The organism is Clostridium nitrophenolicum (assembly GCF_055391695.1).
On record NZ_AP042469.1, the window covers coordinates 4071367 to 4096447 of the forward strand.

Below are 25081 nucleotides of genomic sequence, written 5' to 3' on the forward strand. Positions count from 1 at the left end.
AAAAATAACAAAAAAGTCAATATATATAGCTATTTTTTTAATAATACATCTATAAAACTCTGATTTTTTAAACTTTTCTCTTTTTTTCTATGGATCTTATTGAAAAATAATAAAAAAATGCGTGCATATAAACATTTTATTACACGCATTTTTAAATAAGTTTTATAGATATTTTTATTCAAAAATATATGAGTTCATTATAAAGATTTTTTAAATTTCATCTACTTCTTTAATGCTTAATCCAATTTTTTTATTTTCTTTATTAACTTCTAGTATTTTTGCTTTAATTTCTTCACCAATATTTAAAACATCTTCTGGTTTGTTTATTCTCTTATGACTGATTTGTGATATATGAACTAATGCATCAACTCCTGGCTCTAATTCTACAAAAGCTCCAAAATTTGCAAAACGAACAACTTTTCCTAAAACTATATTACCTATAGGGTACTTAATATCTACATTAGTCCAAGGATCTTCCATAGCCTTTTTCATAGATAGGGATAATTTTTTATTTTCTTTATCTAAACCTAATATATAAACTTTTACTTTGTCCCCTATGTTAAGTACATCTCCTGGCTTTTCTACTCTACCCCAGGATACTTCAGATACATGAAGTAGTCCATCAACTCCTTGTACATCGACAAAAGCACCAAAGTCTGTAAGTCTTTTTACTTCACCATCTACAATAGTATCTTTTTCAAGTGAGCTCCATGTTTCCTTTTCTTTATTTTCTTTTTCTAATTTTAATGATTCTCTTCTTGAGCCTACTATCCTAGTTCCTTTTCTCTCTTCTTTAAATTCAATTAAGTTAACCTCTAATTCTTTATTTATGTATTGATTAAGGTTATCTACATGAAAAAGTTCTAAGTGTGATGCTGGTATAAATACTCTAATTCCTTTAAAACTTGCTACTAGTCCTCCATTTACCGCATCTTTAACCAATACTTTAATTAATCTATTTTGCTCACTAGCTTCTTTTAGTTCTTTATAAGCCTCTTCTCTCTCAAGTTCTATTCTTGATAGTACTACATATCCGTCCTCATTTTTTCTTCTTATAATTTTTACTTCTAGCTCATCACCTTCATGAATCACATCATTAAGGTTTGTGGAATCATCTTTTACTACTTCATTTTTCGGAAGTATTCCGTCAGCCTTATACCCTATATTTAGGAAAGCTTCCTTTTCACCTACAGAAATTATTTTCCCTTTAATAATTTTTCCTACTATTATTGGCTTGTCATTCTGCTCCATGTAAGCTAGCTGCTCATTCATTTCTAAATTTTTATCATCACCCATTTTTGAAATTGCCTCCTTTATTACCCAATCCGGTGTTGAAGCCCCCGCCGTAACACCTATAGTTTTTATTTTATTAGAATTAATTATATCATCAGGTATTTCTCCTGAATTTTCAACATGAATAGTATTAGAACAATTATCTTTACATATCTCATAGAGCTTAGTGGTATTGGAACTATTGCGTCCTCCCAAAATTATCATCATGTCTACCTTCTTAGAGATTTCCCCTGCTGCCTTTTGTCTTAATTCTGTAGCGCTGCATATAGTGTTAAAGGCAATAAATTCTTTACAACTCTTAACAACTATATTTAAAACCTTTTCCCAATTTGATTGCTTTTCTGTAGTTTGTGAGACAACACATAACCTACCAGGAAGTTTCTCTAGATTTGAGCCATCCTTCGTTATAATTGCATCTTCATTACACCAACCATTAATTCCAATCACCTCAGGATGGGTACTATCACCAACTATAAGTACAGAGTATCCTAAATCATAATATTTTTTCACCTTTTTATGTATATTAGAAACATAAGGGCAAGTTGCGTCCGCTACATTGATTTCTTTACTTTCAAGGAGGTCATAAATTTTTTTAGGCACCCCATGAGAGCGTATGATTACAACATCACCTTTTTCTAATTTATCTATATCCTCTATATCAATAGGATATATATCTCTTTCTTTTAAATAATTTACTACATCAGTATTATGAATTAATGGTCCTAAAGTATATATTTTCTTATCATACTTATTTTGAATATTTATTGCTTCATCTACAGCTCTTTTTACTCCAAAACAAAAACCTGCCTTGTCAGCTAATATAACTTGCATATAAACTCACCTTCAACTATTAATTGTTTTTTTCAATGTATTCTTTTACGTAATCAGAAATAACTTCTACAACTTCACCTATCGAGAGTTTTGAAGAATCTATTTCAATGGCATCTTGCGCTTTACACAAGGGATTGCTTTTTCTGTTAGAGTCTATATAATCCCTCTTTAGTATATCATTAAGTACATTATTATATTCTGTATCTATCCCCTTCTCCTCAAACTCTTTGCACCTTCTTTTAGCTCTCTCCTCAGCACTTGCTGTAAGAAAAAACTTAAGTGGAGCATTCTTAAGAACGACAGTTCCTATATCCCTGCCGTCCATAATAACATTATATTTATGTGCCATATCTTGTTGAAGTTTAACTAATATTTCTCTAACTTCCGGAATAGCCGCATAATTAGACACATTATTACTTACTTCTGGAAGTCTAATTTCCTCAGAAACATCTTCTCCATTAACTATAAGTTTATCATTTTCAAAATACATATCTAGTGAATTTGTAAGTTTACATACGCTTTCTATATCAGAAAAATTAATATTATTTCTCATTGCCATAAGTGTAACTGCTCTGTACATTGAGCCAGTATTTATATACATTAATTTAAATCTTTCAGCTACCATATTTGCAATAGTGCTTTTCCCTGCTCCTGCAGGCCCATCAATTGCTACAGATATATTCAAAGTTTCATTCCGCCTTTCCAAAGGTAACACATCTTAAACTATCTTTATATATTCTATAAAAGTGTTTAAAATCCTTTAATTTTAACTATTATTCGCTAAATAAATCTTTTCTTAAATTTCTGGCATCATTTAAATATACAAACTCTCTATTTTGTTGATTTGTGTCTGCAAGTATTAAAATCCTAATACATAAGGGAATATATGCATCTACACTTCCATCAACATACATCTCGTTAAAATGCATTATAGCTGCATGTTTAATATTGAAATTCTCCCTTATAAATTTACCAGGATAGGATTTTGTAATATCCTTGGTACAAGAAAACTGAATTGTAAGAATCTTATCAAGTTCTAAATTGTTTCTTTTAATTATTTGATCAAATAATTCCACTGAACACTTTTTTATCTCTTCTTCACAATTACATGAAATAGTAGTAGCACCTCTAAGAGCTATCATTGCTTTTCACCAACCTTGATTCCAGCCAAATATCCCGTAGATAAAGCAATTTGAATATTATATCCTCCAGTATAGGCATCTACGTCTATTACTTCGCCTGCAAAGTATAAGTTCTGGATGATCTTAGACTGCATTGTAGAAGGGTCTATTTCTTTAACATTAACTCCTCCTGCGGTAACTATAGCTTCCACTATAGGTCTTAATCCTTTTATTTCTAAAGTAAAGTTTTGCAAAAGGTGTACCAATTTCTTTCTTTCTTCTCTAGTTATTAAATTAACTTTTTTATCAGGATTAATTTCAGAAAACCTAATAATTATATCAATTAATTTTTTAGGAAGTAAGTCATCTAAAGAGTTTTTAAAATCCTTGTTGATATATTTAGCAAAATCCTTTTGTATTCTTTTATCAAGCTCCTCTTGAGATAATGCTGGCTTTAAATTTATAACAGCTTTTAAGCTTTTTCCTTCAGTTACTACTCTACTTCCACTTAATACTATAGGTCCTGAAATCCCAAAATGAGTAAAGAGCATTTCACCGAACTCCTTAAAAAGGGACTTATTTTTACTGTCTAGTATTGTTAACTGTACATTTTTAAGAGAAAGTCCCTGAAGCTCTTTTATCCATGGCTCCTTTACTTCTATAGGAACTAGTGAAGGAGCAATTTTTGTTATACTGTGACCTAAATCTTTAGCATATTTATGCCCTTCTCCACTGGACCCAGTTTGAGGATAGGACATTCCACCTGTGCATAATATAAAATAGTCGCCTTTTATAACTGTATTATCTTCAAGTTGAACAGCTTCTATATTATTATCATTACTTATGATTTTTTTAACTTTACTACTTAATCTAACATCTACTTTTTTTCTATGTAGTTCTTTTTGAAAGGCTCCTATTATATCAGAGGATTTATCAGATTCAGGGAATACTCTTTCTCCTCTTTCTATCTTTAATTTAATACCAGCATTTTCAAAAAACTTCATAGTATCTTCGTTAGTAAATGTATAGAGCGAACTGTATAAAAAATGCGGATTACCAGGTATATAATCAAAAAATTCGCTTATATCTTTTGCGTTAGTGATATTACATCTACCTTTACCTGTTATGAATAATTTTTTACCCAATTTTTCATTTTTCTCTATTAGTATTACAGTATGCTTATCTGCAGCAGCTAAAGCTGCCATCATACCTGCTGGACCTCCTCCAATTACTACGACCTTTGCCATTACATCACCATCCTTTTATTTTATGCATATTCAAGCCGCTGATTCTATAACCTATTAATTTATATAATATTAATTATCTATATTATAGTAATATAATATAATTATTTATTCAATAACAACATTAATATATGAAGTTATTGATATGCTTAGGTTTAAAGCTGTTAACAGTATTAGGAAAATCAATTAAAAATGCTTTTACAAACAATTTTGCAAACATACTAATTGACTTTTACAATGACTTATTATAAAACACTTATGCTTATTATGCAAAGGCACAAATGAGATTAAAATAGTGAAATAAAATAAGCTCCAGAATATCTAGAGCTTACTTGTAACTATTTTTAATTAGTTCCTATTTCCATATTTTCTAGCGGAGTTATTTCATCAGTTTCTGTCTCTAATTTAAATGCTTCTCCGGTTTCAATATTTACAAGAAAATTAAATGGATAAAAAGCATCTAACCACATACCATTTCTCTGACTATATAAGATTATAGTATAATATTTACTTCCATCATAGCTATATAAGCTATCTATAACACCAAGATACAAATTTGAACCAATCTTTATCTTTGATTTTATTGTATCTAGTGCGTTAGCTTTATTTTATTACTTTGGTAGAATAGACGAACATATTTTTATAAAACCTTATATTTATCTTTTATCTGTACACTATAAAGAATGAAGATGTTGCTGATGGATGCTAATAAAAACATTTTTAAAAAATTCTTTCTTATAATATTACTGGAGGTGATACTATGACTGATAAATTAAATGATAGAGATAAAGATTCAATAGCTGACTTCGCTAGTGCATTTGTTTCCGACCCCAAAGTTGTTAAAAACCCAGCTGACTATGTAGATTATGATGGAGTTCATTTAACACCACTTAACGATTTGCTTAATGATAATGATCAAGCCAATCATAAAAAATAGTACTTACTTTTAAGCTATTGCACTGGGGCATATTGCCCCTTTTACTTTTCCAAACTCTACAAGTCTTAAACTTTCATCTAGCACAACATAAGCTGATTTTATATTCCATGGGCCTATTATTAATATAATAGGAAGAGGAGAGACCTTCTTTGTCTCTCCTCCTTTCTTAGACTTCTTGACTACTTTCTTTTTTTACTTTCCAAAAGCTTGTGATAGGAATTAAGAACTTCATCAAGATTTTGACTGGCTTGTACTACTTTTTGATCCATTAAGCCTGTCTGCTGATCAATTAAGTCGCACATAGTTTTTCGCATTTCGTCAATTTTAATTATCAATTCTTCAACTTTATCCATAATATCCCTCCTTTCTACTTTAAGTGTAGCATTAGGAGGAACTTATGTAATAAGATTACAAATTTTACAATTTATTAATATGCAATTTTTACTTCCCTTTAGTTTTAATAATAATTTTCTAAAAAATAAGCACCAGTATTTCACCAATGCCTCTGTCAAATATATATTCAATAAATTATTAAAGTCTACACTCTTAATCAAAAGAATGTAGACTTTCTATTTATTTATTATTTTAAGCCTTGTTCATAAGCTTCTACCATTTTTTTAACCATGTTTCCGCCTACTGATCCAGCCTCTCTTGAAGTAAGATCTCCATTATAACCTTCTTTTAAGTTTACTCCTACTTCTCTTGCTGACTCCATCTTAAATTGATCTAATCCTTTCTTAGCTTGTGGAACTAATACTCTATTATTTCTATTTGCCATAATCTTGTTCCTCCTTTTTTAAATTTGTACTATGCTTTGTATTTACAGTTTGTACAGTTTAAACTTAATTATTCTATAAAGTTTAAAGCAAAAACTCCAAATAATGTAAATTTTGACTACATATTCAATCTAATAAAAGAATTAAACATATAAATTTTTTGGTAGTTAAATGTATAAGCTTTTTTAAAAACTTTCACATTATGTGTTTAACTTATTTCTATATGGTTATAATCTAATACATATCCCCATTATGATACTTCCTTTATAAAATTCTACAGCTGGTATTTATATTACCAGCTTAGATTGTTTATAAACCCCATACTTCTTTTGAAGTATGGGGTTTATCTTTATTTAAAATATCCGCAACGTTTCTTTATTCGAAATGATCTGTCCGCAATGTAATTGCTTAAATCTTTTTTTCCTTTTTTCTTTTCTTGTTGATATTTAAGTGCTAGCAATTTAAATTGCTCTACATTTAAACGAACTTCCAATATTATCACCTCAAATCTAGTGTATCATTTCTATTTTTATTTTGTGTTATGAAATTGTAAATTTTTATTATATTCTAAATTTTTTCATCAATATACTTTCTACCCATATAAATAACAATAGTAAAGTTTATAGCATAAGACTACTGAATCTAAAATATATCTATATAAAACACATTTTTACACAATTAATAAGATTATAATGAAGGGTGGTATTATGAATTTAAAGGAGATTTTAGAATCTATTAATGATGTTAACTTAAGAATAGAAAATGAGTACAATAAGTGGAACGAAACGGATGACCTACATCTTATAGAGGAATGCATATGGTCTATAAAAAGTCTAGAAATTCGACGTAATAATTTATATATCAAAGCTAAAAAATTAGATTTTTCAAATGAAGAAGTAATGTAAAATTTATTTAAATTGCACATAATACTAATACATACACAAAATAAGCACCGACTTTATGTCAGTGCTTATTTTAAATGTATATCATCTTCTGTTAAGTTAAGCTCATGCAAACTCATAAATCTATATTTTTGTTCTGTAGGGTTTTCTTTATCTTTTGGTACTTCTTCTAGAAACATGTTTAACGGTCTGGCAAAGGTTCTTTTGCTTCCATATAAAGGTGCGTATATCGCTAAATATTCACCGGTTTCAGTATGCTCAGCAATATCAATAATCTTATACCAATGATTTTTAAAGTGTCTATAGTATTCTCCTATTTCCAATTTTCTTTTCACTAAAACTCCTCCAATATAAAAAACTATTAATATTGTATTATTATATTAATTCGAATACTTTGCCATTAATATCCTCGCATAAACATTCTACTACAATGCAATATTTATGTAAACAAAGTTTAAAGAGTATGATTACACCTAAGGCCTATATCTTCAGCTTTTCTTGTCTTATCTTTTATAAAATAGTAAAATATAATAATCAATATTGCTGGAGGAACATTATATGAAACCTAAAATCCCATTAAAAACAGAAGTTAGAAAAAGTCTTATAGAAGAGATAAAAAGATTCTTTTGGAGTGAAAAGGAAGAAGAAATTAGTGATTTATTTGCTGATATGCTTATCGATTTTATACTCAATAATATAGGACCACATATTTATAATAAAGCAATAGGTGATGCTTATGCTTTTATATCTGAAAAAGCTGATGATTTATTTGAACTTGAAAAGAGTCTTAGGTAAAAAAAGCCAGCTTTAAGCTGGCTCACCATCTTCACAAGCTTATGGATATAAAACATTAGTCCTCCTTTAACTTATAAACACTTACCATAAATTCTTCATTTGTTTTTATATTTTTAACTCTTACTTCGTTACTCTCCTTACTGATACTCTCTATCCAAACTGGATTTCCATTATAAGTTACATTAATTACACCTCGTGATTCAACAATTTCAACAATCTTTTCTATATCCATGGTTAGTTCTCCTTTTCAAAATAATTCTATTATTTATTTTGTCCTTTAAGATTTAAATTAATGTAGCTCTAACTCTATATGCTGATATGGAATTATTTTAAGTATTCACAATCATATTGGTTAACTTATACAAATAAAAAGAGAGAACCTATTTAAAGATTCTCTCTCATAATTTTTAGTAATTTCCTTGTTGGTGCATTGCTTCTGCAACTTTTACAAATCCTGCAATGTTAGCTCCAGCAACTAGGTTATATCCAAAACCATAGTCTTCTGATGCTTTCTTACAGTTATTGTAGATGTTAACCATTATTTGGTGTAATTTTGCATCTACTTCTTCTGCAGTCCAAGCTAATCTCATGCTGTTTTGTGACATTTCAAGAGCTGAAGTAGCAACTCCACCAGCGTTAGCAGCCTTTGAAGGTCCTACTATTACGCCGTTCTTTTGGAAGTATTCAACAGCTTCGTTTGTACAAGGCATATTAGCTGCTTCACAAACAAATTTAACTCCGTTTTCAACTATTTTCTTAGCTTCATCTATTTTAATGTCGTTTTGAATTGCACATGGTATTACAATATCAACTTTAACTCCAAATGGTTTTTCTCCTGGGAAGAATTGAACACCATACTTATCAGCATAATCTTTAATTCTTGCACCTTTGTTTACTGTTAACATTTCTACCATGTAATCTATCTTTTCTCCTGTTACTCCTTCTGGATCATAGATGTATCCATCTGGTCCTGATAGAGTTACAACTTTACCGCCTAATTGGCTAACTTTTTGACATACTCCCCATGCAACATTACCGAAACCTGATACAGCAACTGTTTTGCCGTTGAAGTCTGTTCCTTCATGCTTAAGCATTTCTTGGCAATAGTAAGATACACCGAATCCAGTAGCTTCTGGTCTTATTAAGCTTCCGCCATAAGTTAAGCCTTTACCAGTAAGAACTCCATTTTCAAAAGCTCCTCTGATTCTTCTATATTGTCCATAAAGATATCCTATTTCTCTTCCGCCAACTCCAATATCTCCAGCTGGAACGTCAACGTCTGGTCCTATATGTCTATAAAGCTCAGTCATAAAGCTTTGGCAGAATCTCATTATTTCAGCGTCTGACTTTCCTCTTGGGTCGAAGTCTGAACCACCTTTACCTCCACCTATTGGAAGGCCAGTTAATGAGTTCTTTAATATTTGCTCAAATCCTAAGAATTTGATTATTCCTATATAAACTGAAGGATGGAATCTAAGTCCTCCCTTGTAAGGTCCTATAGCTCCGTTGAATTGTACTCTGAATCCACGGTTAACTTGTACGTTTCCATTGTCATCTGTCCATGGAACTTTGAACATGATTTGTCTTTCTGGTTCACAGAATCTTTCTAAAAGGTTTTCATCCATGTACTCAGGATGTTTTTCAAGTACTGGTCCTAAAGAGCCTAAAACTTCTTCAACTGTTTGTAAGAATTCTGGTTCACTGCCATTTCTTTTCTTAACGTTTTCAATAACTCCATTGATGTAAGCTGTTACTCTTTCTTTTGTCATTATAAAAACCCTCCCCATGATTTATGTATATTATTCATCACTATTTATCGTGATGTATTCTACAATAATATATATTCTCCAATATTTCTTTTTTTCCTTCTTACTTTTTAAAAAAATTTGATTATTTAAAAAAATTTTTAAATAGAAAATGAAGGAGAAGTTGTAAAACTTCTCCTTTTAAAATTTAGTCACTTTCTTTAAATGAATACACTTGATATTCTTCCCAAATGCTCTCTAAATCCGTAAATGTAGAGGATATCTTTTCTTTTTCCCTTAAACCAACAGCTATTATTAATGCATTTATTACACTTAAAGGTGCAACTAGTGAATCAACAAATGAAGCCATATTGCTTTGAGCTATTAATGTATAATCTGCTCTAGCTGCTAATGGTGATAGTAAACTGTCAGTAATAGCAGCAACTTTTGCACCTCTACTTTGAGCAAAAGCTAATGATTCAATAGTTCTTGCAGCATAACGCGGAAAACCTATACCGATAACTAAGTCATCTTCAGTTACATTAATCATCTGTTCAAATATATCACTTATTCCATATCCAACTACCTTAACGTTGTCTGAAATTAATCCTAAATAAAAACCTAAAAATTCAGCAAGAGCAGTCGAACTTCTAAGTCCAATAATATATATCTTCTTAGCAGTAAATATACTATTTACGACGTCCTCAAAAGTTTTATGATTTATCTTTTCAAGAGTTGCTCTTATATTTTCCATATCCGATTTAAGAACACCTTTTAATGCACTTTCTTCACTAACAAAATCATTAGATAGCTCAATTCTCTGAACAGTCGTAAGTTTGTTTTTTATTAACTCTTGTAGAGCCTTCTGCAATTTAGGATATCCTGTAAATCCTAGTTCATTTGCAAATCTAACTACAGTAGATTCACTTACACCAACACTTACCCCAAGTTTCGCCGCTGTCATAAAAGCTGCTTTATCATAATGCTTTAAAATGTATTCAGCAATTAGCTTTTGTCCCTTACTAAGCCTAGGAAATTTAATTTGTATCGTTCTCATTAGATCCTGTTTATTTCCATCTTCCATGTCTTTCAGTCCTTTCTTTCCAATCCCCTTTTTTTGCAATAATTATGAAATATTTATTTCATTTTAACATCTATTGAACTATTTTTCAATATGTCTTTCAATTGTTAATCACTTTTCTTTATAGATATTTATTATATGCTTATCATCTCTTTCGGTTATTCCAAATACAAGGTCCTGTTCACTAAGATTTTTATTTAAAAAATCAACTACTTTATACATTTCATCATAGTATGTGAATTCTTTTGCTGCTATTAATTCTAATTTATCTTTCATAATTTATTTTTATCAAATTTGTTAATTTGATAAAAATTTTCACCTCCAGTTACTTTTTTTCTATTATTATTAAAATTGGGGGATTATTGTCTCTGTTTGCAAAGGAATGAATCATAACTCCATATTTATTTTTCGGAAGTTTTTCAACATAGTTTATAACTACTTCTTCCTCTTTTTTTCCTTCCTCATGTCCTCTATAAAGAGCTATACTTACAATCGCTCCTTTATCTATCATATTTAAAGCACTCTCTAGGCTTTTTAATGTGGATTCCCACCTGGTTGTTACCTTCTTATCACCTCCAGGTAAAAAGCCCAAATTATACATTATACAATCAACTTTTTCATTTATATATTTAGAAAAATTCTCATGTGAATCATTAATTAGATAAACATTATCTATGTTTTTTTCTGTATACTTATCAACTGCACATTTCTGTATATCAAAAGTATAAACTTTTGCAAAGTTTTTACTTAAGAAATCACTGTCATATCCATTGCCTAGTGTAGCATCTACCGCAACGTTAAACTTAATACAAAAGTTCTTTACTATATAATGAGATAGCTTACTTACGTCTGTAACGTATCTGTACATAAATTACGCTCCTTATGGGTATTTCTATATTATTTTATTATGTTATAATTGTTAAATCAATAACTTTCTTTTCATTGTTTACATATTATTACTTATGTAATTTTTTACCAACGAATCGTTTTATAGCTTCCATAAATAATTTAATTCGTTATCATTTAGGAATCTCCATTCACCTTTAGGCAAATCCCCTAACTTAATATCTCCTATCTGTACTCTCTTTAGTTTTAATACAGGATGTTTTATTGCTTCACACATCTTTCTGATTTGTCTATTTTTACCTTCATGTATCATTATTTTTACTTCTGAGCAATCACTGTTACTTTTTAGAACTTTAAATGAAGCTTTTGCTGTAATGTATCCGTCTATATTTATTCCATTTTCGAATCTTTCTATCTCTTCCTTTGATGGTATTCCCTTAATAATTGCTATATAAATCTTATTTTTTTCCTCTCTCGGATGTATTATTTTATTATAAATATCTCCATCATTTGTTAAAAGTATTAATCCAGATGTATCATAATCTAATCTTCCTATAGGGTACACTCTTTCTTTAATTTTTATTAAATCAATTATAGTCTTTCTTCCTTTTTCATCCTTAACTGTAGAAACATATCCTTCAGGCTTGTTTAATGCTATATAAACCTTTTTCTCTTCAGGCTTTATTAATTTATTATCAACAGTAACCTTGTCATTATCTGCATCAATTTTATATCCTAATTCGTTAACAACCTTGTTATTTACCTTAACTTTTCCTAGTAAAATAATTTCTTCACATTTTCTTCTCGATGCTACTCCGCATCTAGCCATATATTTCTGCAATCTTTCTTCCATGGTTATCACCTTTCCTAGTTGCATGTATAATTTTACTACTATATTAATTTATAATTAAATTAATATACATGCAAGTAAAAAATTTACAATTTATTCAATCTAAAACTAAGAAAGCATAAGCTTACTTATATATTATCAAGTTGCCTATGCTTTCTTACTATAAATATCTTGTTATTTTACAGCTTTACTATCAATCTGACTTTTAATTTCTTCTGCTGTTAATCCATCTGCTATTATTTGAGGAGTCTTAGTCATAGTGTCTTCATATCCCATAACATTTACACTTCCACCAGTTATAACAACTGCATCAAATTGATCATAATAACTTGAGTTTTCTACACTGTTCATCTCAAATTCCTTTACACTATATCCTTCATCTGATAAGTATTGTTCAAGATCCTTTAACCCTTTTTCAACTGCAACTTTTTTCATATTCAACACCTCCATCATTATTTTTCACAAAAATAATAAAACTAATTCATTATTTTCAACAAAAGATGTTGATTAAGTCTGTTATAGATTTCTATTAATTTCACTAAAACCGTTGATAAACCAATGTTGGATTGATTTATAAATTGATTTATATTTCGACTCATCTTTAGAATAGATTTTCAGTTTTTTATATCTAGTTATATTCATTGAAAGATGATTAATAGAATAGGCAACAATATTATCTATAGATATATTAGGTCTAACTATGCTCTCACCCTCTATACAATCAGTATTCTTTGAAAAGCTTATTAGCTTTCTGCAATTAAAAGGTCTTACTTCATATATTAGACAACTGTTATCTTCTGATAAAAAAATGCATGGTAAATGTTTAGCACCATATTTATTAATTAAATCATTTTTATTACTAGCTTCAAGTATATCCTCATATTCTGGTATTTGATCTATAGTTTCTTTTATTTTATTATTTAAACACATAATTTGCTTTTCATTAAAGTTTTCTAATATATATTCTCTTATCAATTCTGCTTCAATAGCGGTGCAGTCCATGTATATATGACAGCAGCCACTACACCCTTTTTTACATGATGTATATTTAGCAAAGTTACCTGTACCATTTTCAGCATTCTTATACAAGTGTTTCAAATATTCTTTTCCCTTACTAACACTTAATTCTTTGTCTAAAATATCTTCTAATAGAAAATTAGAAATATACTCATAAAGCTTATTGATTTCAGTGGAATTAAAAACTATATCCCTATCTTCATAATTTCTGCCTAAAGTTTTGTAATCAAATTTTTTATCTAAACAGCATTCTTTATATTTTAAGTCGCTGCCGCAAATACATTGGTCATTAGGTTGAAGCTTTATTTTTTTCTCTATACTATATAATTTTTCTTTCATATGTCACCTCATCTGTCAAATACTTTTATCAAATAGTATTAACATTTTTAGATTTTCATTATATATTATATCAATCATATTAAACAATTTAAATGAATAATTTACTTATAAAACTAATAAAAAATAATAGACAAATCTTCATCTTTATGTATGAAAATTCATCTATTATGTATAATTTATTCTTCTCCATCTAGCTCTTTTCTCGTTTCAGCAATTTTCTCCTCTGTTAAATTGGTCTTTTTCATTACTTCTCCCATGCACATACCTTTTGCAAAAAGTTCCTCAGCATATTCTTTGGTATGTTCATATTTATGTTTTTTATCAATACTATTCATACCATATACACTCCTCTCAAATATATTTTTCCAAATATTAAACTCAATATTCTTTTTTCTAAAATATATATAATAAATTTCAATTTTAATACAAATTTTACTTTATCTATCTTTAAATTTTTATTATTCGAGTGTATAATTACAGATTGTGTAATCATATAAAATGTGAGGTGATAAATTTGTCCTTATTAGAATTTGTTAATGTTTATTTTTCAAATGATGATGACTTCATTATAAAAAATTTATCTTTTAAAATTGAAGCTGGAGATTTTATTTCTATAGTTGGTCCCTCTGGAAGTGGGAAAAGCTCACTTTTAAAGTTATGCAGTCATTTACATAAGCAAAGCAGCGGTAAAATACTTTATAAAAGTATAGATATGTTAGACTATAATCCAATTGAAATTAGAAAAAAAATATGCTATTGTTTTCAAACTCCATATCTCTTTGGAAAAAACGTATTAGAAAACTTAGTTTTCCCTTATAAAATTAGAAATAAAATAGCAGATATGAATAGAGTAAAGTATCTTTTAAATCTTTTCAATATGTCTACAGATTATTTAGAAAAAGACATAACAAACTTATCTGGCGGTGAAAAGCAAAGGATATCTTTGATAAGATCTTTGATATTTAAACCTGAAGTTTTACTTTTAGACGAGGTAACTTCTGCTCTGGATGTAGATAATACAAAAATAGTAGAAAATATTATAAATAATTTAAATAAGGAGGGTGTAACTATTCTATGGATTACTCACAATCCTGAACAAAGTAGAAAGTATGCAAATAAGATTTTAACGATAGAAAATGGCTCTCTGAAGTCCCTGGAGGTGCTAAGATAATTATGAGTAACACAATGAATATATCCTCTCTCCTTATATCATCATCCTTAATTATTATATCACTTGTTTTTTCAAGATATCAAAAACTAAATCTAGAGAAGGAAACTATTATAGGTGTGGTTAGAGCTATAGTTCAGCTCTCTATTATAGGTTACATTCTAAACTTCATTTTTGGGCTTAAAAATCCTATATTTACAAGCTTATTGCTGCTATTTATGATACTAAGCGCATCACATAATGCATCTAATCGAGCCAAAGGAATAAAGCATGGAATTCTAGTGTCCTTTTGTGCAATATCCAGCGGTACCATAGCTACTATGCTGGTTCTAATAGCATCTAAAGCAATCAAATATGAGCCTTATGAAATAATACCCGTAGGTGGAATGGTTATTAGTAACGCAATGGTAGCCATTGGCCTCTGTTACAGACAACTAAGTTCAAATTTCAAAAATAGAAGAGCTGAAATTGAGACAAAGCTAGCTTTGGGAGCAGATATATTACCTTCTTCCATTGATATAATACGAGATTCTATAAAAACAGGAATGCTTCCTACTATCGATTCAATGAAAACTTTAGGAATTGTTTCTTTACCTGGAACAATGACAGGTTTAATTTTAGCTGGTACCTCACCACTACAGGCTATAAGATTTCAGATAATGGTTACCTTTATGCTGCTGTCAACCACCTCAATAGCAGCCTTTGTTGCCTGCTATTTATCTTATAGATGCTTTTTCAATGAAAGAAAACAATTAATATAAAATACAAGCCTGAAATAACTTAATTTGTTATTTCAGGCTTGTATATATGTTAAACGATTATGTTTATTATTCAACTTCTTGGATACTTATCTGTCTAACATGCTTTGTATGACTCCATTCTTTATTGTCTTTATCCATTATTCCCTGTATTGTTATTGGAATCCATGTTAATGTGTATATACCATATAAAAGATATCTGAAGAACATTAAGAAATTATGTTTTCCTAAAATTAAATAAGTAATCAATAAAAATGCTATAGTGTATGTTATATGCACAAGTGATATAATCATAAAATCTTGAGTATCTAAAAACTTTATCAAATGAGGATATATAAAAACATTTAATGAATATATTGACAATATCCAAAACAATGCCTTTGATAGTTTTTTATCTTTCATCATTATAAATGGAGTAAGTAAAAATTGGAATATACAAAATACTTTCCAAACACCATCATTCATAACTTGGTTTATAGTAAATATTTTTAACCCAGTTGTAGTATTTTGTGCAACAGTCAATATTGTAGCTGCAGCTAATAACAATACTACAAATGGTTGAACAACATATAGTGCACAATCAAGAGCTACAAAATCTTTTTCCTTTACAGCCTTTTTAACTAACTTAGAGAAAAATCTTGATGCAACATCAGCAAATCCCTGCATCCATCTTTTTCTTTGATTCCATGATTGTTTTAAAGTAAGTGGTTTTTCATCGTATATTATAGCATCGTGTGCCCACCCAACCTTATGTCCATTTAAAATCAGCTTACAGCTAAACTCTAAATCCTCCGTAAGACAAGTAGCTCCCCATCCTAATTTCTTTAAGGTTTCTGTATCCATACAAAATCCTGTTCCACCTATTTGATTTGATAATCCTATATTAGCTCTAGCTAATTGGAATAATCTATTAGCACTCCAAAATGCTATAGAATATGATTCAGTAATCCAAGAATCATGTGGATTCTTACTATCTATATAGCCTTGTACAACCTTATATCCTTGAAGCAGCTTATAATTCATTTCTTTTAAAAAGTTTTTTGAAACAAGGTTATCTGCATCAAAAATAGCTATGGCATCATATTTTTTATCCATTTTAAATATTTTATCAAACATCCACTCTAAAGCATATCCTTTACCTCTTTTATCAGTAACATTTCTTTCACAAACATTAACATTATGTTCTCTAGCTATGCTAGCAGTGTTATCATTGCAATTATCTGCTATAACAAAAATATCGTACATTTCCTTAGGGTAGTCAATCTCCAATAAGCTCTCTACAATCTTACCAATAACCATTTCTTCATTATGAGCTGCCACTAAAAGCGCAAATCTTTTTTGCGGTTTACAACTTTCTGCACCTTTATCTTCTTTTTTATAGAGCCCAAATAATGAAAGTAGCAAATAATACATTGTAATTACAAAGGTAGCTATCTGAAAAATAACTATCGAATTATAAATAAAGTCCTTCATTACAAAAATCCTTTCTATATTTATTATGCCTTTTCATCAAGTCCTAAATATAAAATACCGTATACCATAATACCACAAAATTCTCTCCTTAACTTATATGTCGGAATTTTCTGATTATTAATTTTTACTTAATTTATTTTAAAATATATAATATTTTATTATAGTTAACCTTATTACTATTATTAAAAACTATAGTTGTAAATATACCATTATGATATAATCTATCTAAGAATTACATGATTACTTTTAGTTAATTTCTTATATATTAATTTAACCAAATATTCATAATATATAATTATGTTGTTATTTTTATTTCAGGAGGATGATGGCAATATGAAAAACATAATTGATTGCAAAGGCTTAAAATGTCCACAACCAGTTATTAACACAAAAAAATACTTTGATGCTATAGAAGAAGGTGAAGCTACTGTAATAGTAGATAATGAAGTATCCAAAAATAACGTAGTTAAATTTGCTGAAAGTAATGGTTTTAGCAGCAGTGTTGAAGAAAAAGATAACTTATATTATATTGTTGTCACAAAAGGGGCCTGCTCATGCAAACCTATGAGTTTTGATACTAAAAAGCTCACAATTGTTATTTCTACTGATAAGATGGGACTTGGAGATGACAAGCTTGGTGCAACCTTAATGAAAAGCTATCTATACGCTCTTTCCGAGAGTGATAATTTACCTTCAGACTTGCTATTTTTAAATGCTGGTGTAAAGCTTACTGTTGAAGGATCAGATTCTTTAGACAGTATAAAGAAACTTGCTGAAAAAGGCGTTAACATATTGAACTGCGGAACATGTTTAGATTTTTATGATTTAAAAGAAAAACTAGCTGTTGGTGAAATCACTAATATGTATACAATAGTAGAGAAAATGAACTCATCTGATAACACCATAAAGTTATAATGTATTATTAATGTATTATTAATGTATACATAAGTAATAAAAACCTAAGAAATCTTATACTTTAACAAGATTTCTTAGGCTTTTATTGAGTTAAAATAAGGAATGTCAATTTACATTAAAAATTAAAAATTTTTGCTATTATAGGTGCTATTATAACAGTTATAATTCCAGCGATACCTATAGATAAACTGCTCATGGCACCTTCTATCTCTCCCATTTCAATGGCTTTTGTAGTACCAACAGCATGAGAAGCTGTCCCTATTGCTACACCTATTGCCACTTTGTCCTTTATTTTAAAGAAATTACATACATATGGTCCTATTATCGCTCCAATTATTCCTGTTAATATTATTACTGCTACAGTTATAGAAGGTATTCCACCTAACTGTTTTGATACCTCAATTCCTATAGGGACTGTTATAGATTTCGGTATTAGGGACACATCTATAGGTTTTGGTAAACCAAATAATTGACATAATGATATTATAGTAATAATACTAACTATGCTCCCTACTGTTATTCCGGAAATTATTGGTACTGCATGGGATTTTAATAACTCTATCTTTTTATATAAAGGTACAGCTAATACTACTGTAGCAGGAGACAGAAAGAAAGAAATAAACTGTCCACCTTTATCATAATCAGAAATATTTATATTAAAAATATTTAAAAAAGCTATTACTAATACTATACTTATAAATAATGGATTAAATATGGGAAATCTTGTTTTTTTATTTATAATACACCCTATTTCAAAAGCTATTAAAGATATCATTATACCAAATAATGGTGTTGAAATTAATTCTTTCAAGATACTCAACTCCTCTTAAATAATTGTACTGTTATTCCTGTTGTTACCATAACAACTATAGTTGATATAAGCGTTATTAATAAAATATACAGCCAGTAATTTTTTAAAGCTCCTACTGAAGTTATTAATCCTACTCCTGCCGGTAGAAAGAAAAATGCTAAATGATCTAAGAAGAATTTACTTATATCCTCTATAGCCTCTATCTTTATAATTCTAGTGGATAGACAGATAAATAAAACTAGCATTCCAATTACATTACCGGGTAAAGCTAAGTTAAAAACTCTTCTAAGCAGTTCACCTAAAAAACAAATTATAAGGATAACTGCGAGTTGCCTAATCATCTTCATGTTAAAACCTCTCTTCTTAATTTTAATATATGAATTAATGCACACTATAATAATATACACCCTTTTAGTGGTCATACCTCTTTTTTCGAAAAAGATAAAATATAAATAATTTTCTATTATTTAAAATTGTATACAACAACTAATAAATCCTAGGTTCTTAAACTTGAGCATAAGAACCTAGGATTAAATAATTCTGTTTATCCGATGACTTACCCGCTCTAATACTCCTATCGCACTCGGTGAAAGCGATTCGTACCAAATCAAAGATTTGGGCTCTCTGCTTTTCTTCAAGTGGGAGTAAAGAGCGGCTATGTCCCTGGATAACGACTTCTAAGCTTCAGATGGAGGTTAAATGCCTAAATGGAATTTAACGGGCAGAATTGCCTAGTGGTAGCAGACAAACTCCACCTGAAGCCAAGAATTCTGTTTATAGTAAACTTACTTTATACACGTCTTTCCTTCTATGTTTGAGAAGAGGAAGTGATTCTCTAACTTCATTTATATAATCAAAATCTATATCCTCTATGAGTATTCCTTCTTTTTCATCTAGCCTACTTACTACATCCCCCCAAGGACTAACTACTATTGAATTTCCATAAGCTACATAGGAATAATTTATATCTCTAGCGGTGGAGATTCCTGCCACATATATTTGATTGTCTAAAGCTCTGCTTTTAAATAATAATTCCCAGTGTGCTGGTCCTGTCGTCATATTAAATGCTGCCGGAATAAAAACTATTTTAGCTCCCTTTAAAGCCATAATTCTAATGAGTTCAGGGAATCTTATGTCATAACATATTGCCACTCCAATTTTTCCATACTCTGTATTAACAACAGTTACATCTTTTCCCCCTGCAAGAACTTCTGATTCCTTGAATCTGACGCGATCTTTTATATCGATATCGAACAGATGCATTTTTCTATGTTTTCCAATTAAGTTTCCATTGTTATCAAAGATAAAAGAAGTATTGTACACCTTATTTTCATCATCTAATTCAGGAATTGATCCCCCAATTAAGTAGATGTTTCTTTCCTTTGCAGCACTTGATAACATTTTTATAGTTTCACCCTGTGAAAAAGTTTCAGCATATTCCCTAAAGCGTTTATTATCATATGGACAATTAAACATTTCTGGAAGTGAAACAATTTTAGCGCCTTTGTCCGCCGCATCGTATATCATTTTTTCAGCCTTATCTATATTCTCTTTTTTATCTGCCACAACCATCATCTGACACAAAGCTATTCTCACTTTCTCCATCACAAATCCCCCCATAAAACTAAGCATAAATATATATTTCTTCTTATAATATATTATATCATTTTTAATAAAGTTAATATTAATTTTATTATAGTTCATATTGACATTTACGTATATTACTATATACTATATGACGTAAAACACTATCAATTTACTTTTTTATAAACAAAATTCTAAGCATTAATCTATACTCTTATATGTATTATTAATTTTGTATTTAAGTATAGACTATATATTTTTATCAATATGAACAGAGGAGATAAATTATGAAACAGCATTCACTTTCAAGAACAGAACTTTTAGTAGGCAAAGAAGCTCTAGAAAAGCTTTCAAATAGCAAAGTTGTAGTTTTCGGTTTAGGTGGTGTAGGAAGCTTTACATTAGAAGCCTTGGTTAGAGCTGGGGTTGGACATCTAATACTAGTTGATGACGATACTGTTTGTCTAACTAATATAAACAGACAAATACATGCTAACTTTGATACAATCAGCAAACCAAAGGTTGAGGTTTTAAGGGATAGAGTTCTAAGGATAAATCCTAAATGTACTGTTGAAATACATCAAACTTTTGTAAAGGAAGATAACATTGCTGAAATAATTCCTTTAGATGCTGATTACGTTGTTGATGCAATTGATACCGTTTCATCTAAGCTATCTTTGATAGTTTGGTGTAAGGAACATAATATAGATATAATAAGCTGTATGGGTACTGGAAATAAACTTGACCCTACTAGATTTAAAATTGTAGATATATATGATACTAAGATATGTCCTCTAGCAAAAGTTATGCGCTATGAACTTAGGAAAAGAGAAATTAAGAATTTAAAGGTATTATTTTCTGATGAAATGCCTATGAAACCAAAATTAGAAGAAGTGATTACCTGCAAGGAGGGCTGTGTTTGCACTGGCGGAACAAAAAAATGTAGTGCTAAAAGACAGATACCTGGAAGTATATCCTTTGTTCCTCCTGTAGCTGGTATGATAATAGGCGGAGAGGTAGTTAAAGATATTATTAAGGAATACATATAGGGTTCCAATTTGGAACCCTATACCCATAACACTAATTAAATGCTGCCAGTATATTTTTGAAACAATTCATTTATAGCTTCTTTTTCTGAAGCTAAAACTATCCAATCTTTAGTTTGTATCTTTTCATTCTTTCTAATCTTAAATATAAGTAAATTCTCCTTATGCTCAGACCAATTCCATTCAACAATACTGCTCCAATCAGTAAAATTATAATAAGAATTACTATAAAAACTTTTTTGTCCGATACCGGTACTTGTTATTATTTTCAGTTTGCTGAAATCGTAAATGCTTAATAAAAAATAAACCACTATAAATATCCCAAGCACTGTAAAATATCCTGTTATTATTACGTAGATAAAATAGACTATTAAACCTATAAATAATAATGCTAAAAATCTTCTCTTGGCATATCCTAAGTTAAGTATAAATAATTTATCTCCATATTCTTTATTTATACTTCTTCCTTTTATGAAGGAGAGAAAAAACTGAAGGACTGACGCAACAATTAATGCTATTTTTAATAATTCTTCAAATCCCAAATACTTTCACACCTAACTTCTTATATTTTAATATTATCTATAAATAGAACTTACCACTCCCTTCCTATAGTTAAATTATAATATACTTAGTAATTTTTTTCACTAAATTATAAATTTACATAAAATAATAATTTTTTTGTTTAAAATATTTATTAAAAAAATTATAAATCATCTTTTATGAATTAATTATTTTTAAAACTAATTAGAATAATAATTTGAATTGAATAATAAAAACAATATCATTATTGTCAAACTATTTATGCAATTTATAATTCACCAACACTTCTCCTTAACCTAGTTACAATAGAAAACCTGTATAATACAACATGAAAATTAATCTTTTTCCATTTCTTTATTGCAATTTTCTTTCTTTTCTAAAAAATCACTTGTTAAAAATATAGAAAACTTTATCTGTTATTTTTCAATCAATCTTTGTCGAAATTTGTATTTTATTTAACAAAATAATATGTGCTTTTTTTCGTTTTATAATGATTATTTCTTTTTTATTTATTATTTTATTAATTTTTTTCAAAAAACACTTATATTTTCAAAAAAAGTTTGATATAATTTAATTGCAAAGAAAAAACATATACATTCAAAGGGGGTATACCTTAGTGTGTTCAAATAATCTAAAAGATCAATATTTTAAAGAACTTGGTGAATTCATTGACAATCTTTCTGACAAAAAAGGAGCCTTAATAGCTGTACTTCATAAGGCCCAACATATTTTTGGCTATTTGCCTCAAGAGGTGCAGAAATTTGTAGCCAAAAAATTAGACCTACCTGTATCAAAGGTTAACGGTGTTGTTACTTTCTATTCTTACTTTACAGAAATACCAACAGGTAAATACGTTATAAACGTATGTATGGGAACTGCTTGCTTCGTTAAAGGTGCAGGAGAAGTTCTCGAAGAATTCGAAAGAAAATTAGGTATAAAAGTCGGACAAACTACATCTGATGGAAAATTTACTGTTCAAGTTTTAAGATGCGTAGGTGCATGTGGACTTGCTCCTGTAGTTACTGTAAATGATAAGGTTTACGGTCACTTCACAAAACAAATGGTTGATAAAATTTTAGATGAGTATAATGAATAGGAGGTAGCAGCATTGAATAGAATCAATTCTTATGAAGAGCTCCAAAAAATGTCTCAAGATTTTTCAAAAAAATTAGATATGAGAGAACCTTCTCATGAAGAAGAACTTGCTGTTGAAAATAAAAGATGCGAACGTTATGTAACAGTTTGCGGTGGAACAGGATGTAAATCTGCTGAAAGTGATAAGATTATCGAAAATCTACAGGCTGAAATAGATAAAGTAGGATTATCTAAAGAAGTTACAGTAGCTGTTACTGGATGCTTTGGATTCTGTGAAAAAGGACCTATAGTTAAAATAAGTCCTGACAATGCATTCTATGTACATGTTACACCAGATGATGCCGCTGAAATAGTTACTGAACATTTATTAAAAGGTAGAATAGTTGATAGACTTCTATATGAAGAACCAACTATAAAAGAGAAAGTTAAAAGACAAGACGAAATGTCTTTCTATAAAAAGCAAGAAAGAATTGCTCTTAGAAATTGTGGTTTAATAAACCCTGAAGATATAACTGAATCAATTGGAGTAGAAGGCTATTTAGCACTTGGAAAAGTTCTAACTCAAATGACTCCAGATGATGTTATTAAAGTGATGATTGACTCTGGCTTAAGAGGTAGAGGAGGCGGCGGTTTCCCTACAGGTAAAAAATGGGCATTTGCTAAAGCATATGATGCAGATCAAAAATATATAATCTGTAATGCCGACGAAGGTGACCCAGGCGCATTCATGGATCGTTCAATACTTGAAGGAGATCCAAACAGTGTATTAGAAGCTATGGCAATAGCAGGATATGCAATTGGAGCTACTAAAGGTGTTATATACATTAGAGCTGAATATCCTCTTGCCGTTAATAGATTAATGATAGCATTAAAGCAAGCTAAAGAGCTTGGCCTTCTTGGGGAAAACATTTTAGGATCAAACTTTAGCTTTGATATAGAAATAAAATATGGTGCTGGTGCTTTCGTATGTGGTGAAGAAACTGCTTTAATTCATTCAGTAGAAGGCTGCCGTGGTGAACCTACAAACAAGCCACCATTCCCAGCAGAAAGCGGACTTTGGAATAAACCTACATGTGTAAACAATGTTGAAACTTATGCTAATATTCCAGCAATAATAAATAAAGGTGCTGACTGGTACAATTCAATCGGTACTGCTGGTTCTAAAGGAACAAAAGTTTTTGCCCTTGCAGGAAAAATTAACAACGTTGGCCTTGTTGAAGTTCCTATGGGTACTAGTTTAAGAGAAATAATCTATGATATAGGCGGCGGAATTAAAAACGGCCGTAAGTTTAAGGCAGTTCAAACTGGAGGACCTTCTGGCGGATGTATACCTGCTGAAGACTTAGATATTGCAATAGATTATGAATCATTAACTTCTATTGGATCCATGATGGGTTCAGGTGGAATGATAGTTATGGATGAAGATAACTGTATGGTTGACATAGCTAAATTCTATCTAGAGTTTACTGTGGAAGAATCCTGTGGAAAGTGTACTCCATGTAGAGTTGGAAACAAACGTTTACTTGAAATACTAACAAAAATAACAAATGGACAAGGTACTGAACAGGATTTAGAAAACTTAAAAGAATTAGCACAGACTATAAAAGATACTTCTCTTTGCGGACTTGGACAAACTGCTCCAAACCCAGTATTAAGTACTATGAAATACTTCTGGGATGAGTATGTTGCTCACGTTAAAGATAAAACTTGTCCAGCAGGTGTTTGTAAGAACCTAGTTCGCTATGAAATTACAAACAAATGTATTGGATGTACTAAATGTGCAAGAAACTGTCCTGTATCATGTATCAGTGGTAAAGTTAAAGAGCTTCACACTATTATACAAGACAAGTGTATTAAGTGCGGCGCATGCTTTACTGGATGTCCAGTTGATGCAGTAATTAAAAAGTAATGCAT

At 29.7% G+C, this 25081-nt stretch carries 31 protein-coding genes; 9 read left to right on the forward strand and 22 right to left on the reverse strand.

Annotated features, from left to right (window positions below):
- Positions 1-210: 210 nt before the first annotated feature.
- From ACZ5N4_RS19215 to ACZ5N4_RS19235, 5 genes are all read right to left on the reverse strand, one after another.
- Positions 211-2124 carry a bifunctional 4-hydroxy-3-methylbut-2-enyl diphosphate reductase/30S ribosomal protein S1 gene (locus ACZ5N4_RS19215; RefSeq protein WP_464204124.1) on the reverse strand — a complete coding sequence of 638 codons (1914 nt, stop codon included), beginning with the start codon at positions 2122-2124 and terminating at the stop codon, positions 211-213.
- Positions 2125-2143: 19 nt separating this feature from the next.
- Positions 2144-2809: a (d)CMP kinase gene (cmk, locus tag ACZ5N4_RS19220; RefSeq protein WP_464204125.1), complete on the reverse strand. Its 666-nt coding sequence runs from the start codon at positions 2807-2809 to the stop codon at positions 2144-2146.
- Between the two features lie 88 nt (positions 2810-2897).
- Entirely contained in the window at positions 2898-3266 is a 369-nt protein-coding gene (aroH, locus tag ACZ5N4_RS19225) for a chorismate mutase (protein WP_464204126.1), read from the reverse strand.
- Positions 3263-4492: a BaiN/RdsA family NAD(P)/FAD-dependent oxidoreductase gene (locus ACZ5N4_RS19230; RefSeq protein ID WP_464204127.1), complete on the reverse strand. Its 1230-nt coding sequence runs from the start codon at positions 4490-4492 to the stop codon at positions 3263-3265. Before ACZ5N4_RS19230 ends, aroH begins: the two co-directional genes overlap by 4 nt.
- Positions 4493-4833: 341 nt before the next feature.
- On the reverse strand, positions 4834-5043 hold the full coding sequence (locus tag ACZ5N4_RS19235) for a hypothetical protein (protein WP_464204128.1): 210 nt from the start codon (positions 5041-5043) through the stop codon (positions 4834-4836).
- A gap of 206 nt (positions 5044-5249) precedes the next feature.
- On the opposite strand from ACZ5N4_RS19235, the gene ACZ5N4_RS19240 reads away from it, so the two are divergent.
- Positions 5250-5426, forward strand: a complete 177-nt coding sequence (locus tag ACZ5N4_RS19240) for a hypothetical protein (RefSeq protein ID WP_464204129.1) — start codon at positions 5250-5252, stop codon at positions 5424-5426.
- Between the two features lie 179 nt (positions 5427-5605).
- Here ACZ5N4_RS19240 and ACZ5N4_RS19245 read toward each other — a convergent pair whose 3' ends face one another.
- Positions 5606-5779, reverse strand: a complete 174-nt coding sequence (locus ACZ5N4_RS19245) for an aspartyl-phosphate phosphatase Spo0E family protein (protein WP_211141989.1) — start codon at positions 5777-5779, stop codon at positions 5606-5608.
- Between the two features lie 227 nt (positions 5780-6006).
- Positions 6007-6204 (reverse strand): alpha/beta-type small acid-soluble spore protein, encoded by a 198-nt coding sequence (locus ACZ5N4_RS19250; RefSeq protein ID WP_464204131.1) that lies wholly within the window; start codon positions 6202-6204, stop codon positions 6007-6009.
- A 705-nt stretch (positions 6205-6909) separates the two neighbouring features.
- Between ACZ5N4_RS19250 and ACZ5N4_RS19255 the strand changes: the two genes are divergently transcribed.
- Entirely contained in the window at positions 6910-7107 is a 198-nt protein-coding gene (locus tag ACZ5N4_RS19255; RefSeq protein ID WP_464204132.1) for a hypothetical protein, read from the forward strand.
- Positions 7108-7172: 65 nt separating this feature from the next.
- Here ACZ5N4_RS19255 and ACZ5N4_RS19260 read toward each other — a convergent pair whose 3' ends face one another.
- Positions 7173-7439, reverse strand: coding sequence for a DUF1653 domain-containing protein (locus ACZ5N4_RS19260; protein WP_464204133.1), 267 nt, complete (start codon positions 7437-7439; stop codon positions 7173-7175).
- A gap of 223 nt (positions 7440-7662) precedes the next feature.
- On the opposite strand from ACZ5N4_RS19260, the gene ACZ5N4_RS19265 reads away from it, so the two are divergent.
- Positions 7663-7899: a DUF2164 domain-containing protein gene (locus ACZ5N4_RS19265; protein WP_464204134.1), complete on the forward strand. Its 237-nt coding sequence runs from the start codon at positions 7663-7665 to the stop codon at positions 7897-7899.
- A 55-nt stretch (positions 7900-7954) separates the two neighbouring features.
- On the opposite strand, the gene ACZ5N4_RS19270 is transcribed toward ACZ5N4_RS19265, so the two are convergent.
- The 9 genes from ACZ5N4_RS19270 to ACZ5N4_RS19310 all read right to left on the reverse strand — a co-directional run bounded on the left by ACZ5N4_RS19270 (position 7955) and on the right by ACZ5N4_RS19310 (position 14112).
- Positions 7955-8131: an H-type small acid-soluble spore protein gene (locus ACZ5N4_RS19270; RefSeq protein WP_464204135.1), complete on the reverse strand. Its 177-nt coding sequence runs from the start codon at positions 8129-8131 to the stop codon at positions 7955-7957.
- A 175-nt stretch (positions 8132-8306) separates the two neighbouring features.
- Complete coding sequence (gene gdhA, locus ACZ5N4_RS19275) at positions 8307-9668, reverse strand: NADP-specific glutamate dehydrogenase (RefSeq protein WP_464204136.1); 1362 nt, start codon at positions 9666-9668, stop codon at positions 8307-8309.
- A gap of 184 nt (positions 9669-9852) precedes the next feature.
- Positions 9853-10728, reverse strand: coding sequence for a MurR/RpiR family transcriptional regulator (locus ACZ5N4_RS19280; RefSeq protein ID WP_464211014.1), 876 nt, complete (start codon positions 10726-10728; stop codon positions 9853-9855).
- Positions 10729-10836: 108 nt separating this feature from the next.
- The gene (locus tag ACZ5N4_RS19285) at positions 10837-11001 is read right to left on the reverse strand and encodes a YpmA family protein (protein ID WP_308039236.1); all 165 of its coding nucleotides are present in this window, start codon (positions 10999-11001) and stop codon (positions 10837-10839) included.
- A gap of 49 nt (positions 11002-11050) precedes the next feature.
- Positions 11051-11593 (reverse strand): tRNA 5-(aminomethyl)-2-thiouridylate-methyltransferase MnmM, encoded by a 543-nt coding sequence (gene mnmM, locus ACZ5N4_RS19290; RefSeq protein WP_464204137.1) that lies wholly within the window; start codon positions 11591-11593, stop codon positions 11051-11053.
- A 120-nt stretch (positions 11594-11713) separates the two neighbouring features.
- Positions 11714-12424 (reverse strand): pseudouridine synthase, encoded by a 711-nt coding sequence (locus tag ACZ5N4_RS19295; protein WP_464204139.1) that lies wholly within the window; start codon positions 12422-12424, stop codon positions 11714-11716.
- A gap of 171 nt (positions 12425-12595) precedes the next feature.
- Positions 12596-12856 (reverse strand): YkuS family protein, encoded by a 261-nt coding sequence (locus ACZ5N4_RS19300; protein ID WP_464204140.1) that lies wholly within the window; start codon positions 12854-12856, stop codon positions 12596-12598.
- Positions 12857-12937: 81 nt separating this feature from the next.
- Positions 12938-13777, reverse strand: a complete 840-nt coding sequence (locus ACZ5N4_RS19305; RefSeq protein ID WP_464204141.1) for an SEC-C metal-binding domain-containing protein — start codon at positions 13775-13777, stop codon at positions 12938-12940.
- A gap of 176 nt (positions 13778-13953) precedes the next feature.
- Complete coding sequence (locus tag ACZ5N4_RS19310; protein WP_178909209.1) at positions 13954-14112, reverse strand: hypothetical protein; 159 nt, start codon at positions 14110-14112, stop codon at positions 13954-13956.
- 179 nt (positions 14113-14291) lie between these two features.
- Here ACZ5N4_RS19310 and ACZ5N4_RS19315 point away from each other — a divergent pair, with 179 nt between their 5' ends.
- Both ACZ5N4_RS19315 and ACZ5N4_RS19320 read left to right on the forward strand, forming a co-directional pair.
- Positions 14292-14948, forward strand: a complete 657-nt coding sequence (locus tag ACZ5N4_RS19315; protein WP_464204142.1) for an ABC transporter ATP-binding protein — start codon at positions 14292-14294, stop codon at positions 14946-14948.
- A gap of 2 nt (positions 14949-14950) precedes the next feature.
- On the forward strand, positions 14951-15706 hold the full coding sequence (locus tag ACZ5N4_RS19320) for an ABC transporter permease (RefSeq protein ID WP_464204143.1): 756 nt from the start codon (positions 14951-14953) through the stop codon (positions 15704-15706).
- Between the two features lie 66 nt (positions 15707-15772).
- On the opposite strand, the gene ACZ5N4_RS19325 is transcribed toward ACZ5N4_RS19320, so the two are convergent.
- Complete coding sequence (locus ACZ5N4_RS19325) at positions 15773-17176, reverse strand: glycosyltransferase family 2 protein (protein WP_464204144.1); 1404 nt, start codon at positions 17174-17176, stop codon at positions 15773-15775.
- Between the two features lie 333 nt (positions 17177-17509).
- Here ACZ5N4_RS19325 and yedF point away from each other — a divergent pair, with 333 nt between their 5' ends.
- Positions 17510-18091, forward strand: a complete 582-nt coding sequence (gene yedF / locus ACZ5N4_RS19330; protein WP_464204145.1) for a sulfurtransferase-like selenium metabolism protein YedF — start codon at positions 17510-17512, stop codon at positions 18089-18091.
- A gap of 115 nt (positions 18092-18206) precedes the next feature.
- Here the strand turns inward: yedF and ACZ5N4_RS19335 are convergent, their stop codons facing one another.
- The 3 genes from ACZ5N4_RS19335 to ACZ5N4_RS19345 form a co-directional block, all read right to left on the reverse strand.
- The gene (locus ACZ5N4_RS19335) at positions 18207-18902 is read right to left on the reverse strand and encodes an LrgB family protein (RefSeq protein ID WP_464204146.1); all 696 of its coding nucleotides are present in this window, start codon (positions 18900-18902) and stop codon (positions 18207-18209) included.
- 5 nt (positions 18903-18907) lie between these two features.
- Positions 18908-19249: a CidA/LrgA family protein gene (locus ACZ5N4_RS19340; protein WP_464204147.1), complete on the reverse strand. Its 342-nt coding sequence runs from the start codon at positions 19247-19249 to the stop codon at positions 18908-18910.
- 427 nt (positions 19250-19676) lie between these two features.
- Positions 19677-20507, reverse strand: a complete 831-nt coding sequence (locus ACZ5N4_RS19345) for a carbon-nitrogen hydrolase family protein (protein WP_464204149.1) — start codon at positions 20505-20507, stop codon at positions 19677-19679.
- A gap of 266 nt (positions 20508-20773) precedes the next feature.
- Between ACZ5N4_RS19345 and ACZ5N4_RS19350 the strand changes: the two genes are divergently transcribed.
- A complete protein-coding gene (locus ACZ5N4_RS19350; RefSeq protein WP_464204151.1) occupies positions 20774-21535 on the forward strand; it encodes a tRNA threonylcarbamoyladenosine dehydratase in 762 nt (253 codons plus the stop codon).
- Between the two features lie 35 nt (positions 21536-21570).
- Here ACZ5N4_RS19350 and ACZ5N4_RS19355 read toward each other — a convergent pair whose 3' ends face one another.
- On the reverse strand, positions 21571-22074 hold the full coding sequence (locus tag ACZ5N4_RS19355) for a DUF5673 domain-containing protein (protein WP_464204152.1): 504 nt from the start codon (positions 22072-22074) through the stop codon (positions 21571-21573).
- Positions 22075-22688: 614 nt separating this feature from the next.
- Between ACZ5N4_RS19355 and nuoE the strand changes: the two genes are divergently transcribed.
- Both nuoE and ACZ5N4_RS19365 read left to right on the forward strand, forming a co-directional pair.
- Positions 22689-23168 carry an NADH-quinone oxidoreductase subunit NuoE gene (gene nuoE, locus ACZ5N4_RS19360; RefSeq protein WP_464204153.1) on the forward strand — a complete coding sequence of 160 codons (480 nt, stop codon included), beginning with the start codon at positions 22689-22691 and terminating at the stop codon, positions 23166-23168.
- Positions 23169-23180: 12 nt separating this feature from the next.
- Positions 23181-25076, forward strand: a complete 1896-nt coding sequence (locus ACZ5N4_RS19365) for an NADH-ubiquinone oxidoreductase-F iron-sulfur binding region domain-containing protein (protein ID WP_464204154.1) — start codon at positions 23181-23183, stop codon at positions 25074-25076.
- Positions 25077-25081: the final 5 nt, after the last annotated feature.

What these genes read in the sequence shown, in the direction of transcription:
- ACZ5N4_RS19305 (WP_464204141.1), bottom strand. Translation starts at nt 13,777, where the DNA reads ATGAAAGAAAAATTATATAGTATAGAGAAAAAAATAAAGCTTCAACCT.
- gdhA (WP_464204136.1), bottom strand. Translation starts at nt 9,668, where the DNA reads ATGACAAAAGAAAGAGTAACAGCTTACATCAATGGAGTTATTGAAAAC.
- ACZ5N4_RS19270 (WP_464204135.1), bottom strand. Translation starts at nt 8,131, where the DNA reads ATGGATATAGAAAAGATTGTTGAAATTGTTGAATCACGAGGTGTAATT.
- ACZ5N4_RS19255 (WP_464204132.1), top strand. Translation starts at nt 6,910, where the DNA reads ATGAATTTAAAGGAGATTTTAGAATCTATTAATGATGTTAACTTAAGA.
- ACZ5N4_RS19250 (WP_464204131.1), bottom strand. Translation starts at nt 6,204, where the DNA reads ATGGCAAATAGAAATAATAGAGTATTAGTTCCACAAGCTAAGAAAGGA.
- ACZ5N4_RS19340 (WP_464204147.1), bottom strand. Translation starts at nt 19,249, where the DNA reads ATGAAGATGATTAGGCAACTCGCAGTTATCCTTATAATTTGTTTTTTA.
- ACZ5N4_RS19245 (WP_211141989.1), bottom strand. Translation starts at nt 5,779, where the DNA reads ATGGATAAAGTTGAAGAATTGATAATTAAAATTGACGAAATGCGAAAA.
- ACZ5N4_RS19345 (WP_464204149.1), bottom strand. Translation starts at nt 20,507, where the DNA reads ATGGAGAAAGTGAGAATAGCTTTGTGTCAGATGATGGTTGTGGCAGAT.
- mnmM (WP_464204137.1), bottom strand. Translation starts at nt 11,593, where the DNA reads ATGTACAGATACGTTACAGACGTAAGTAAGCTATCTCATTATATAGTA.
- ACZ5N4_RS19325 (WP_464204144.1), bottom strand. Translation starts at nt 17,176, where the DNA reads ATGAAGGACTTTATTTATAATTCGATAGTTATTTTTCAGATAGCTACC.
- ACZ5N4_RS19300 (WP_464204140.1), bottom strand. Translation starts at nt 12,856, where the DNA reads ATGAAAAAAGTTGCAGTTGAAAAAGGGTTAAAGGATCTTGAACAATAC.
- ACZ5N4_RS19240 (WP_464204129.1), top strand. Translation starts at nt 5,250, where the DNA reads ATGACTGATAAATTAAATGATAGAGATAAAGATTCAATAGCTGACTTC.
- ACZ5N4_RS19310 (WP_178909209.1), bottom strand. Translation starts at nt 14,112, where the DNA reads ATGAATAGTATTGATAAAAAACATAAATATGAACATACCAAAGAATAT.
- ACZ5N4_RS19285 (WP_308039236.1), bottom strand. Translation starts at nt 11,001, where the DNA reads ATGAAAGATAAATTAGAATTAATAGCAGCAAAAGAATTCACATACTAT.
- aroH (WP_464204126.1), bottom strand. Translation starts at nt 3,266, where the DNA reads ATGATAGCTCTTAGAGGTGCTACTACTATTTCATGTAATTGTGAAGAA.
- ACZ5N4_RS19320 (WP_464204143.1), top strand. Translation starts at nt 14,951, where the DNA reads ATGAGTAACACAATGAATATATCCTCTCTCCTTATATCATCATCCTTA.
- ACZ5N4_RS19280 (WP_464211014.1), bottom strand. Translation starts at nt 10,728, where the DNA reads ATGGAAGATGGAAATAAACAGGATCTAATGAGAACGATACAAATTAAA.
- ACZ5N4_RS19230 (WP_464204127.1), bottom strand. Translation starts at nt 4,492, where the DNA reads ATGGCAAAGGTCGTAGTAATTGGAGGAGGTCCAGCAGGTATGATGGCA.
- ACZ5N4_RS19215 (WP_464204124.1), bottom strand. Translation starts at nt 2,124, where the DNA reads ATGCAAGTTATATTAGCTGACAAGGCAGGTTTTTGTTTTGGAGTAAAA.
- yedF (WP_464204145.1), top strand. Translation starts at nt 17,510, where the DNA reads ATGAAAAACATAATTGATTGCAAAGGCTTAAAATGTCCACAACCAGTT.
- ACZ5N4_RS19265 (WP_464204134.1), top strand. Translation starts at nt 7,663, where the DNA reads ATGAAACCTAAAATCCCATTAAAAACAGAAGTTAGAAAAAGTCTTATA.
- ACZ5N4_RS19295 (WP_464204139.1), bottom strand. Translation starts at nt 12,424, where the DNA reads ATGGAAGAAAGATTGCAGAAATATATGGCTAGATGCGGAGTAGCATCG.
- ACZ5N4_RS19350 (WP_464204151.1), top strand. Translation starts at nt 20,774, where the DNA reads ATGAAACAGCATTCACTTTCAAGAACAGAACTTTTAGTAGGCAAAGAA.